The 12,364-nt window shown below is 35.4% G+C and carries 10 protein-coding genes; 1 reads left to right on the forward strand and 9 read right to left on the reverse strand.

What is annotated here, in order from left to right; genetic code table 11:
• From AACZ30_RS10030 to AACZ30_RS10040, 3 genes are all read right to left on the reverse strand, one after another.
• Nucleotides 1-323, reverse strand: a 323-nt coding sequence (locus AACZ30_RS10030) for a response regulator (RefSeq protein WP_339649139.1), incomplete at its 3' end; no start/stop codon positions are given.
• Nucleotides 324-453: 130 nt separating this feature from the next.
• Nucleotides 454-2,625, reverse strand: coding sequence for a PAS domain S-box protein (locus AACZ30_RS10035; protein ID WP_339649140.1), 2,172 nt, complete (start codon nucleotides 2,623-2,625; stop codon nucleotides 454-456).
• 27 nt (nucleotides 2,626-2,652) lie between these two features.
• Nucleotides 2,653-4,011, reverse strand: a complete 1,359-nt coding sequence (locus AACZ30_RS10040; RefSeq protein WP_339649141.1) for a capsule assembly Wzi family protein — start codon at nucleotides 4,009-4,011, stop codon at nucleotides 2,653-2,655.
• Nucleotides 4,012-4,087: 76 nt separating this feature from the next.
• On the opposite strand from AACZ30_RS10040, the gene AACZ30_RS10045 reads away from it, so the two are divergent.
• On the forward strand, nucleotides 4,088-4,819 hold the full coding sequence (locus AACZ30_RS10045) for a CpsB/CapC family capsule biosynthesis tyrosine phosphatase (protein ID WP_339649142.1): 732 nt from the start codon (nucleotides 4,088-4,090) through the stop codon (nucleotides 4,817-4,819).
• 48 nt (nucleotides 4,820-4,867) lie between these two features.
• Here AACZ30_RS10045 and AACZ30_RS10050 read toward each other — a convergent pair whose 3' ends face one another.
• The 6 genes from AACZ30_RS10050 to AACZ30_RS10075 form a co-directional block, all read right to left on the reverse strand.
• The gene (locus AACZ30_RS10050; RefSeq protein WP_339649143.1) at nucleotides 4,868-7,270 is read right to left on the reverse strand and encodes a polysaccharide biosynthesis tyrosine autokinase; all 2,403 of its coding nucleotides are present in this window, start codon (nucleotides 7,268-7,270) and stop codon (nucleotides 4,868-4,870) included.
• Nucleotides 7,271-8,056 (reverse strand): polysaccharide biosynthesis/export family protein, encoded by a 786-nt coding sequence (locus AACZ30_RS10055; RefSeq protein ID WP_339649144.1) that lies wholly within the window; start codon nucleotides 8,054-8,056, stop codon nucleotides 7,271-7,273. It lies immediately after the preceding gene.
• A gap of 10 nt (nucleotides 8,057-8,066) precedes the next feature.
• Nucleotides 8,067-10,043, reverse strand: coding sequence for a nucleoside-diphosphate sugar epimerase/dehydratase (locus AACZ30_RS10060; RefSeq protein ID WP_339649146.1), 1,977 nt, complete (start codon nucleotides 10,041-10,043; stop codon nucleotides 8,067-8,069).
• A gap of 7 nt (nucleotides 10,044-10,050) precedes the next feature.
• A complete protein-coding gene (locus AACZ30_RS10065) occupies nucleotides 10,051-11,211 on the reverse strand; it encodes an aminotransferase class I/II-fold pyridoxal phosphate-dependent enzyme (protein ID WP_075326575.1) in 1,161 nt (386 codons plus the stop codon).
• Nucleotides 11,204-11,806 (reverse strand): acetyltransferase, encoded by a 603-nt coding sequence (locus tag AACZ30_RS10070; protein WP_339649147.1) that lies wholly within the window; start codon nucleotides 11,804-11,806, stop codon nucleotides 11,204-11,206. The genes AACZ30_RS10065 and AACZ30_RS10070 overlap by 8 nt, the downstream gene beginning before the upstream one ends.
• Nucleotide 11,807: 1 nt before the next feature.
• On the reverse strand, nucleotides 11,808-12,364 hold a 557-nt coding region (locus AACZ30_RS10075), incomplete at its 5' end, for a sugar transferase (protein ID WP_339649148.1).

The following is a 12,364-nucleotide window of genomic DNA, read 5'->3' on the forward strand; positions in this document are numbered from 1 at the left end:
TCTGAAACTCCCCAGGAAAGTGTTTTTACGCCATAATCTTTATTGGTATAACCGGTAAGCACAACTACAGGCGTTCCGTTAGAAAATGCAAGAATATCTTTTACAAGTAATTCGGTATTATTAATATCTGGAAGTGATAAATCGAGTAAAACAGTATCAAAATCTGAAGTTTTCTGAAGAATCGTTTTAGCAATTTTAAAGTTTTCGGCGCGCTGAATTTCCAGGGCATGGTGTTCTTCAGACAGGTAATCTTCAATAAGCATAAAATCACCTGGGTTATCTTCAATAACCAAGATTTTTAATTCCCCGGAATTTTTCGTCATTTAAAATAATTTTAAACCTCAGTAATTTAATAGCTAACTTCTGAAAAAATTTTTCAGCTTATAAATTGAAAAGACAAGGTAACCCGGACTAAACAATAAAGAATTTAAATTACATGGATTAGTAAATATACTAAAATTGTTTTGGGATTGTAAAATAAAAGCTACTCCCCTTACCATACGCTGATTCCACCCAAATTTCACCTCCAAAGTGGTCTACAATTTTCTTACAAATTGCTAATCCTATTCCAGTGCCTTCATATTCATCACGATGATGTAAACGCTGAAAAATCACAAATATCTTTTCTTTAAATTCTTCCTCAATTCCTATACCATTATCGTTTATTTTAAATTCCCAGTAAACATCTTTTTCTTCAGCTGAAATCTCTATAACTGGCCGCCGATCTTTAGAATGATATTTTAAGGCATTTCCTATTAAATTAGAAAACAACTGTTTTAAAGGAAGTTCTTCAACTTTTAAATCTGGTAGTTCTCCTAATTTAATTTCTGCATTTTGCGCTTCAATACATCTTTTTTGAAGCAGTAAAACTTCAGAAACCAAATCTTTAGTATTCACCTCAACAACCTGATACTCTCCTCTCCCAACCCTTGAATATTCAAGTAGATCTAATATTATTTGTCGCATTCTGGTAGCACCATCGTGGGCAAAATAAATATATTGCTGGGCCTTCTCATCAAGTTGATCGCTGTACTTTTTCTTAAGTTGTGTAAGAAAACTGGTTACCATTCTAAGTGGCTCCTGAAGATCGTGGGAAGCGATATAAGCAAACTGCTCGAGCTCTTTATTAGAGAGTGCAAGCTCTTCGGTATGTTTTTTTAATTCACGGTTTAATAATTCTAAGGCTTCTTCTTTTTGTTTTATTTCAGTAATATTCCTGGAAATTCCCACCAATCCTTTTTTGTTATCTCCAAACTTAAAAGGCACTTTGGTTAAAAGCGTGTAATCAATTTTATCATTAAAATCACTAATAATATCTTCACGATTTATAATCGGTACGCCCGAATTCATCACCCAGGTATTATCGTCTATTATTTCTAAAGCTTCTTGTTCAGGAAAAAAATCTTTGGGAGTTAACCCTAAACTGTTTTCCTCAGTTTCAGTACCTAAATAATTATTGTAAAAAGCATAGTTGGTTAAAATTATTTCGTGATATTGGTTCACCACAAATATATGGTCTGGAATATAATCTATAATTGCCCGAAACATATTACGTTCTTCCCTTAATTTCTGTTCAATTTCAACCTGCCTGGTAATATCTTTGGCAATACCATATACACCAGTAATTTTTCGGTTAACATATATAGGAAAATTTGTAACATCCAGAACTCTTCTAGTCCCTTTAAGACCAATAAAATTAGTTTGATAACGTTGAATCTCTCCTGAAGCGGCTTTAAGAGAAATATTCAACACGCGCTCTCTATCTTCCGGAGCTATTAAAGGCAAAAAATTTGCCGCTTTCGCATTTTCTTTTGTTCCTTCAATAAATTCCAATGCAGTTTCATTAAAATCGATAAAATTCCCCTTAAGATCAAAGGAATATACTGCATCGGGATTATAATCGAATAAAGATTGAAACGCCTGCATACTGTTTTCTGCAATTATTTCCTGATTTTTCCTGGCTGAAATATCTATAATTGCAGTACTGGTTCTCTGTTCTCCATTGTGATTTGTATAGATAACCGAGTGTACTTCGCACGGAAAATTCTCTCCATTTTTCTTTATTCCTGTTAATTCATGTCTTAACTCACCCACCAAATTTCTTTGGTTAAGCGCATTCTTTAAATTTGCGTTTTTAAGTATAATGTCTTCCCTGCTTAGCCGCTTAAATTCTTCAAAAGTATAACCGAACATTCTGCAAGCAGCTTTATTAACCTCTATAACCGGCCCGTTAGGATCTGAAAGGAAAATTGCCAATGAACTGTTTTCTACTACATTTTTTGCCTGAATTATATTCTCTGGTGAGACAGCATCATTTTTATCGACTAATTCTAAACATATAGAAAAAGCTTCTACATCACCATTTTCGTTTAAACAGGGACTACACAGTATTTTTAAATTTTCTGATTCTGAAAAAGAATATAGCTTATGAAAGATACCTTCGCCTGAAGTAAAATCACTTTTAAATCTTTTAGATATTTCTGAAGAAAAAACTTTTGAAATACCAAGTTGAGTTGCTAAACGTTTATTGAAATTTTCTCTTACAAAATTTTCCGCAGAAGAATTCCAGGTTAAAATCTTATACGCTTCGTTTATTTTTAATACAGGCGTGGTGCATTTCTTCATTGGGGGAGCTTAAAGTTACCGGCGCTGTTATAAAAATGATTTGGATACAGAAATTCCTGCGCCAAAATTAGAGCCTTCAATTTCATCAAAATCAGCTCCCAATTGAAGGTTTAGATTCACTATATTTTGTAATAAATTTAAGTCAAGATAAGTTGAAAGTACATGTTGCCCGTTTGTATTAGCGCTTCCTTTACCTCCGTAATTCTTTCTAAAACTCCCAAGAAATTTGTAAGGAATTTTACTGAAAGCCATTCCGCTTACACCAATATGGTGAACAAGTACTTTATTATTAGTTATTCTAAACCTATCTGGACCCAGGGTGATAAACGGCAGACCTAAAACTCTATTCTCATAGGTCCATCCAGAGCGATACAGGTTATTATTAAAATAATTATCCTGACCATCTGTTGTTGGGGTGTTCTTACTTTGGTTTTTAGTATAATAAAATTCGTACATCACCGCCTGAATCCAGGAATCTATAGCTGCTGTAGGATCTTCAATAAAAACCCCATAGCGGCCATCTGGTGTATTTCTAAGTAAACTTCCAGAGCCATCTTCAAATAAATGGTTGTAAATAATTTCAACATTATAATTGGCTAAAATAGTCTTGATATTAACCTCGTAGCTTCCCAAATGATTTCCCAGGCCATTAATTTCCTGTTCAGAAATTCCATCGCCGGTATCATCTCCCACTCCTCTACCCGTAACGGCTCTTGTATAAGCCTTAAAATCTGAAGGTAAATCGCCAAATTCGGGATGGGTGCCACCCCACTGAACAAAATGTCTTAACCCTGCAGAAATTTGGAATTGCGGTGAAGATTTATAAACTAAATGAAAGCTTTTATGATGAAGTCTTGTGTCTTCAACATAGCGCTCGTCATCCATAAAATATTCCTCCAGGGAAGCTTCAAAACCGAGCCCACGATTGTCTTTAAAAAAGATTGGGCGTTTAGTAAAAAATCTTATTCCGGGTAATGGCCTCGCATTTAAAGACCATAGAATACTTTGGTTTGTAGCGCTTAGTCCTCTATATAATTCTTTACGTTGTTTTCTTCCTGCAACAATTCCCAACCAGGAATTGTTGAAGGCAAGGTAAGATTCGTCTAATTGTAATTTATCAGTAAAGCCATCTTGATAAAGCACTCCCAAACCTCCTTCTAAACTAGCATTTTCAGAAAATCTATAAATTCCTGAAACATTAGCTAACCCAGAAAAATTAGTAAGTTCGTCTATTCTGCCACGTTGGTTGGTATGTAACCAAAAAGGAGAATTATCTTCACTAAAAAGTAAGCCGGTAGCATTTACATTGCCCTTAAAATCTATTTGCTGGGCATTTACCGATAAAAATAAGAGCAAAAATAAAAATGTAAGATAAAAGTGTTTCATAAGTAGGTTTTAAGACATTTTAAATATGCTTAATTTGATTTAAAAATATGTAATTTTATGCTTCTAAATCTTAGAAATGCTATCCATTTTTCAGAAAAAAATATTCTTAGCCGATTTACTGGAAGGTTTTACCGATTTCCATAACCATTTGTTACCTGGAATAGACGATGGTGCTAAAGAAGTTGAAGATTCTTTGAGTATGATCCAAAAATTTAACGAATTTGGAGTAACCGATTTCGTGGCCAGTCCCCACGTAATGGGAGAGTTTTATCCAAATACGCCAGAGACAATACTTCCAGCTCTGAAAAAGATAAAAAATAATTTACCTAAAGGAAATTCTATAAAAGCTGCCGGAGAGTATATGATGGATCAATTTCTAATAGATCAATTAGAAAAGGAAAACGTATTAAATGTAGTAGATAACTATGTTTTAGTTGAAATGTCTTATTTCCAGGCCCCAATAAATCTAGCGGAAATCCTTTTTAAAATTCAAAATAAAAATCTGAAACCAATTTTAGCGCATCCAGAACGATATGCATTTTACCACGGAACCAGCCTCAATAAATATGAAGATTTAAAAGCAAGAGGCTGTAAGTTTCAGCTTAATATGCTTTCTCTAAGCACTCACTACGGAACGGGAATCCACAAAAAAGCATTACAACTACTGGAAAACGGAATGATAGATTTTATTAGTAGCGATGCGCACCGTATGGAACATCTTGAAAAAATAAGAAATCTTAAACTGAAGAAAAACCAGGTAAAGTTAATTGAGCCGGTAATTAAAAAATCCAAAGCTTTGTTTAAATAGCCAAAACTTTGGATTTTATTTTATTCAACATTAAACCATAGTAGTTTATTATTTCTTACCGAACATCCTGTTTTTGATTCGCTCCCAACGGGTTTCTTTATCCACACCGTAGCCATAACCATAGCCATAAGAATAACCATATTTAGCTCCGTAAGAAAATTTAGAGTAATCGACATCGTTTAAAATAATCGCCGGACTTTTAATTTTCCCTTGTTGCTTGAGTTCTTTCGGAAAATCAAGCATTTTCTTATCGGTTAGATCTGCACGCACCACATAAAGCGTAGTGTCAGCTAATGGACTAATCAATAAGGTATCGGTAACAATCATTGTTGGTGCAGTATCAACCAGAACATAATCATAAAGCTTCGCCGCATAACTTATAAGCTCCTCCATACGGTCGTTCATTAGTAATTCTGCAGGGTTTGGAGGTATCGGTCCTGAAAGCACCATATCCATTTTTATACTGCTATCCTGGTCTTTAGAAATTATTTGATCTTCAGTCACGTCAAAATCATATAAATAATCTGAAAGCCCTTTCTCTCCTACAGTAACATCGGCATAACGATGCAATTTAGGATTTCTAATATCGGCTCCAATTAAAAGAACTTTTTTTCCAGTACTACGTAAAGTTCGGGCCATATTATACGAAACAAATGTTTTTCCTTCTCCTTTAATAGTAGAAGTAACAAAAATCACCTCACCTCGATCTTTATTTTTATTCTGAATTAGATACGCCAGGTTGGTTCTTAAAATTCTAAAGGATTCTGCCAGGGGAGATCTATCATTAAGTTCAATCTGCTCACTTTGATCACTGGCTATTCGAGGTACTTCCCCAATAAATGGCACGTGTTTAGTTAGACTTTGCAATTCTCCTTTATGGTGAACTTTAGTATCTAACATATTCTTAAGGAAAATGATAAGAATAGGAATAATTAATCCAATTAGAAATCCACCTACCAAAATCAACCAGGGTTTCGGATCTACCGGTGAGTTATTCGTAAATGCCTCATCAATTACTCTTGCAACAGAAGCGGTAGCTGCAAAGGAGATAGCGGCTTCTTCCCTTCTTTGTAAAAGAAATAAATAGAGCTGTTCTTTAATTTGCTGTTGCCGTTCTATACTTCGCATCCCTTTTTCCAAACCGGGGAAGGTGCTAAACTGGCCCTGGGCGACATTTTCCCGTTGATTAAGTTCCCTCAGCCTGACATTAATCGAACGCCTTGTGCTTGCTATATTCTCATATAGATTTTCTCGTAAACTATCAAGTTGCTCGGTTATAGTTTCTACAATAGGATTTTTTTCAGTTCCGGCTTTTAAATACATATTACGCTCCATCACAAGCGTGTTGTATGAGTTTATTAGTCCAGCAACTCCACCTTCACTTATTCCTACTTCGGGTAATAATTCATAATTCCCTTGATTTCGTAAAACCTCCTCTATAGATTCAAGCAGGGATAATTCCGTTTCCAAAGCAAAAATTTCCTGCTCTGCTGCAGAAAATTTTGATTGGAATTCTGAAGCTCCACTAGAGATATCCATCAACCGATTCTCACGCTTAAATTCAGCTATGCCTACTTCTACCGAGTCCAATTCTGTAGTGATCATTTCAAGTCTATCTTGAATAAATTTGGTAGTATTTTCTGCAACCTCTTGTTTATCCTTTACTCCTTCTTCATTAAAACGCTCCATCAATTTATTTAGAAAATCTTCTGATTTTTCTGAAGAAGCCTGAACTAAACTTAAAGCTAAAATATCTTTGGCCTGGCCTTTTTGAGCAATTTGCAACTTGGCAATATACTCGGCAGCGACAGTGCGCAAAGGTTGAATTCTAATATTTACGGAACTCGTTTTTCTAAAAGTACCTTCTTCTTCCCCCGATTTAGGAAGAATTGTAAATTCCAGGTCGTCTAATTTAATGACTTCTCCTATATTGTGATTTTCAGAATATCCAGTAGCCTCTTCCTCGAGTGTAAAAGAGGTATCTGAGTTAGGTGTCACCACCAGATTTTTGGATATTGAGTGTACAATTGTATCTGGCGTAATAAATTCTATAAGAACAGGGCTGGACTTATAAGCTTCTACAGTAATTACATTTCCCTCAATAAAATAGCTAATATTGTGATCTAATTCATTAACTACGCTTTCTACAAGTTGTTTAGACTTAAGTTTTTCAATATGATTCTGAATTCCGTCATCTTCCAAGGAAAAAATGGCCCCACCTCCAGATGGGGTAGCATTCATTGCATTTTTTTCCTGATCGTCTACGATCATCATCGTAGCTTCGGTACTATATTTTGGGATTGTATATCTATTATATAAATAGGCTAATAATCCACCAATCAGAAAACCTAAAAGAATCCATTTCCAATAAGTTAAATACTTATAAATCTCTGCTTTTAGATCAAAACTAGATTCTTCCTTCTCTTCGGTGAAGTCGTTTAGTTCTTCCATTTACAGATTATTGATTAAAAGATAAAGACTAATAATAGTAGTTCCTACTGAAATTATACCCTGGTAGCTGGTAAAAAATCCAGCTGATTTAACAGCTCTATAAGTTGGTTCTACATACACCAGGTCGTTCTGTTTAAGGTAAAAGAATGGACTATCAAACAAATCAGATTCTGTCATATCAATATGTCCCACAGTTTTAACACCATTTACTTCGCGAATAATCTTAATATTCTCTCGCCTACCGTTATAGGTAATATCCCCGCTCATGGCAATAAGTTCTGGCATAGTAATACGTCCATCGGTAATTTGAACTCTGCCGGGAGAACCAACTTCTCCTAACACTGTTACACTAAAATTGACGATTCTAACATCAACTACGGGATCCCTTACATATTCTGAAATCTGATCTTCCAATTTCTGCTGAATTGCTGTTCGGGTTAAGCCTTCTACTTCTACGGTTCCAAGGACAGGAAAATTAATAGTTCCTTGCGGACTAACTAAATAACCCGTTAAAGAGAGATTTTGGCCACCGCCACCACCGCCGCTGCCTTGTCCTTGCTGATTCATACGAAACGGTTCTACTATCTCTTCATTCACAGAAGATGAAGAAACATTGATACGTAAAACATCGTTTGCTTCAATTCGTGGTTCGTAATCCAACAGGTTTTCTTTTCCCTCGAGACTTTCTGATCCATGAAAATACACCACGTCATCTTTAGTCGCACAACTTGAAATTATGATACTCGAAATAAGAAACAATCCAAGTTTCCTAATTGATTTAAACATTCAATTATATTTATTTACTTATTACTTCTTCTTTATTATCCAGGCTTTCAAACATAGAATTGTTACTCTTAAACTCTGGAATAAGAGTTTTTAATTTCTTCACCATTTTATCGGCTTTTAAGGTATTGGCCGATTTAATAATGCTTTCAATTCTTTCACTAATGTGTTCATAATCCCTTACAACTTCCTGCCCTATCATAATCTTTTTATGATGTGTGGGAAGTGTCTTGCATTCATCGTTCAGCAATTCTTCATAAAGTTTCTCCCCCGGCCTTAAACCGGTAATCTTAACTTTAATATTTTTATTAGGATCATAACCCGCAAGTTTAATCATTTTTATGGCTAAATCCATAATTTTTACCGGTTCTCCCATATCAAAAATAAAGATCTCCCCTCCTTTTCCCATAGCTCCTGCTTCTAAAACCAATTGACAGGCCTCGGGAATGGTCATAAAATATCTTATAATATCTGGATGGGTTATTGTAACCGGACCACCTTTCTCAATCTGTTTTTTAAATAATGGAACTACAGAACCATTGGAACCTAATACATTTCCAAAACGGGTGGTAATAAATTTGGTGGTATCCAGATTTTCCTTTGCATGAAAGTGGTAAAGCGATTGCACGTACATTTCAGCAGCTCTCTTAGATGCTCCCATAACATTACTCGGATTCACGGCTTTATCGGTAGAAACCATGACAAAATGAGAAACCTGGTATTTTAAAGAAAGATCGGCAAGATTTTTTGTTCCCTGTATGTTTACAAAAACTGCCTCGTGAGGATTCTCCTCCATCAACGGAACATGCTTATACGCCGCGGCATGATAAACTACATCTATTCCCTGGTTTTGAAACATTAATTCAAGGCGTTTAAAATTGCCTACATCACAAATAATAAATTTGCATTTAAGCTCAGGAAATTTCGCCTGAATTTCAAGACTTAAGGAATGTAAGGGCGTTTCAGCCTGGTCTAGAATTATTAATTTCTTAGGGTTATATTTTGCAACCTGCCTTACAATTTCACTTCCTATAGAACCAGCTCCCCCGGTTACCAAAATTGTTTTACCAGTTAATTGCTCAATTTTATTTTCCGGATTAAGTCTTATGGGTTCCCGCTCTAAAAGATCTTCAATTTGTAAAGATTTCACTTTTTTCGCGATTGGTTGGTTATCTTCCCCCCAGGTAGAAACAATTGGCGCATTAAAGACTTTAATATTGTGCTCTAAACAATCTTCTACAAAATTGAATTTTTCTTCAGCCGTAAAACTATTTTCAGAAAGAATTATAGCATCTGCATTAACCGATTCTACTGCTTTATGAATTTTAGCTGAATAGTTAATTACCGGTTTATCAAGTAGCCTAATGCTTTTATTATGCTTTTCGTTAGTTAAAAAACCAACTATTTTAAATCTTCTCGGAATTTCAATATCCAGGGCTCCGGCAATGGAAATTGCATTTTCATCGGCCCCGAGGATCACGGCATTCAATATATCCTCATCCCGGCTCACCAATTTAAAATATTCATAGATCTGTTTTACCCCCAATCTAAAAAGGAAAAGCAAAGAGAATGAAATACATAAATTAATTAATAAGCCTCCAACTAAAAACACCTTCTGACCGACGATGAAAAAAGTAACGTAATTAATAATCAATAACGTGATAAACGAACTAATTGTGGCTAATAGTAATTTTAGTGCATCTATATTGGAAGAATACCTAATAATTCCCGCATACGTCTTAAATACATAAAAATAGAAAGTATGGACACCAATTACGATAAATGCTTTATCATAAAAACTAAGCATTGTATAGTAATTTGGAGTAAGATCTACTATAATTAAAACAGTAAACAATGTAGAAATAGCAACTAAGGAAAGATCTATTAAATATACTGCCCATCTTGGCAGGTATTTAATATTTCTTAAATCCAGGGCATTATCGGTACCCGATAAAATATTTCTTAGTGCCTTATTAATTTTATTGCCCATAATTCTATTAACTTCTGTTACTAAAACAGGATAAAATTCCAGATTTAATTCGGTTTCGTTCTTCCTCGGTTAAATTGGAACCCGATGGTAAACAGAGTCCGTCTTTAAATAATTGCTCTGCAACCCCTGTTCCATAAAAAGCAGCATCTTCAAATACCGGTTGCATATGCATTGGTTTCCAGAGAGGTCTGCTTTCAATATTTAGTTTTTCGAGGTGTAAACGCAAATCTTCCCTACTTATTCCACCCGACTTATTTTCATCAATAGTGATCACACTTAGCCAATGATTGGCGAAATAATCTTTATTAGGAGCCTCAAAAACCTTAACTCCCTCTATTTCAGAAAACAAATCTACATAAAAATCGTGCATTTGTCTCCGTGCACTTACCCGGCTATCTATAACCTGCATTTGGCCACGACCTATTCCCGCAGAAATATTACTCAACCTATAATTATATCCAATTTCACTATGCTGATAATGTGGTGCAGCATCTCTAGCCTGGGTGGCTAAAAATACCGCTTTCTCCTTAGCAGTTTGAGATTTCGTAATCAGGGCTCCACCACCGGAAGTAGTGATAATTTTATTTCCATTAAATGAAAGAATTGCACATTCTGCAAACGTTCCACATTTCCCACCCTTATAGGTGCTGCCCAAAGCTTCAGCAGCATCTTCTATTACAGTAATATCAAATTCCCGTGCTATTTCATTTATTTTTTCAACTTGATAAGGCATTCCGTATAAATGTACGGCAATTATTGCTTTTGGTTTTTTTCCTTTTGAAATTCTATCCTCAATAGCTATTCTAAGTTGATTTGGACAAAGGTTTAAAGTTTCTTCTTCACTATCAATAAAGATGGGAGTAGCTCCCAAATATGCAATAGGATTAGCGGAAGCAGCAAATGTCATGCTCTGGCAAAGCACTTCGTCTCCGGCTTTGACGCCTATCATAATTAAAGCAAGATGTAATGCCGCTGTTCCAGAACTTAAAGCGGCCACGGCACCTTCTTTCCCAGATTCTTTAAAAAGGTAATTCTTTATATCCTCTTCAAAACCATTTACATTGGGGCCTAAAGGTGCTACCCAATTTTGTTCAAAAGCTTCATTGACGAATTTTTGCTCATTTCCGCCCATGTGTGGAGATGATAACCAAATTTTATCTTTATTCATTTAAGTATTTTATTATTTTTCCAGGATTGCCAACAACCACAGCAAAGTCTGGCACGTCCTCAATGATTACTGCTCCGGCACCAATAGATGCCCATTTTCCTATTCTCACACCCGGAATAATTGAGGCACCAGTTCCTACCTGTGTTCCTTCTCCCACACTAACATTTCCAGTTAATACCGCATTTGGAGCTATATGTACAAAGTTCTCCAGGTGCACGTCGTGTTCAACAACCGCACCAGAGTTGATAATGCAATGTTCGCCAATTTTTGTATCTGCATTAATTATAGCTCCCGGCATGACAACAGTGCCCTTACCCAGCTCGATAATTTTAGAAATTATGGCTGAAGAATGACTTACCGCTTCAGCTATTAAACCTGTATATCTGCGCGCGACTTGTTTTCTAATTATATTATTACCAATAGCCAAAACTGAAGGAGTTTTTAGCTGATGTTCACTAGGCTCATGTGTCACTTTAAAACCGAGAAATTCTGTAATTTCTGTATTGTCGTCAAAAACTGAATTAACCTGAATATTTCTGCTACTCAAGATATCAAAAACAACTTTTCCGTGACCGCTGGCTCCGTAAATATTCATTTTAATTTTTTCCGTTAAAAGCTTCCGTAGTCGCCATATTGGCGGTATTTATTCCTTCAGAAATAATTACTTTCTTAATTGTTTTAAAGATAATGCTAACATCCAAACCAAAAGATAAGTTTTCTACATACCACACATCATATTCAAACTTTTTAGTCCAGCTTATTGCATTTCTCCCATTAACCTGGGCCCAACCAGTGATTCCAGGTTTTACCTCGTGACGTTTTTTTTGTCTTTCAGAATATAATGGCAAATACTGAGGCAATAATGGTCGGGGGCCAATTAAACTCATATCACCCTTTAAGACATTAATTAACTGTGGAATTTCATCTATAGATGTTTTTCTTACAAATTTACCTACGCCGGTTAATCTTTTATCATCGGGCAACAGATTTCCCTTCCTATCCTTTTCATCTGTCATGGTTTTAAACTTGATAATACTGAAAATACGTTCATTTTTACCCGGTCTTTTTTGAAAAAAGAAGGGCTTCCCCCGATTCGCCAAAGCTAATAAAACTATAATTGGAATTAATAACGGACTAAGCACTAATAATGCCG

This window comes from uncultured Salegentibacter sp., assembly GCF_963972535.1.
Lineage (GTDB): Bacteria > Bacteroidota > Bacteroidia > Flavobacteriales > Flavobacteriaceae > Salegentibacter.

Bases quoted from the DNA above. Each gene is read 5' to 3' on its own strand.
- AACZ30_RS10055 (WP_339649144.1), bottom strand. From the start codon at position 8,056: ATGTTTAAATCAATTAGGAAACTTGGATTGTTTCTTATTTCGAGTATC.
- AACZ30_RS10050 (WP_339649143.1), bottom strand. From the start codon at position 7,270: ATGGAAGAACTAAACGACTTCACCGAAGAGAAGGAAGAATCTAGTTTT.
- AACZ30_RS10035 (WP_339649140.1), bottom strand. From the start codon at position 2,625: ATGAAGAAATGCACCACGCCTGTATTAAAAATAAACGAAGCGTATAAG.
- AACZ30_RS10065 (WP_075326575.1), bottom strand. From the start codon at position 11,211: ATGAATAAAGATAAAATTTGGTTATCATCTCCACACATGGGCGGAAAT.
- AACZ30_RS10045 (WP_339649142.1), top strand. From the start codon at position 4,088: ATGCTATCCATTTTTCAGAAAAAAATATTCTTAGCCGATTTACTGGAA.
- AACZ30_RS10040 (WP_339649141.1), bottom strand. From the start codon at position 4,011: ATGAAACACTTTTATCTTACATTTTTATTTTTGCTCTTATTTTTATCG.
- AACZ30_RS10060 (WP_339649146.1), bottom strand. From the start codon at position 10,043: ATGGGCAATAAAATTAATAAGGCACTAAGAAATATTTTATCGGGTACC.
- AACZ30_RS10070 (WP_339649147.1), bottom strand. From the start codon at position 11,806: ATGAATATTTACGGAGCCAGCGGTCACGGAAAAGTTGTTTTTGATATC.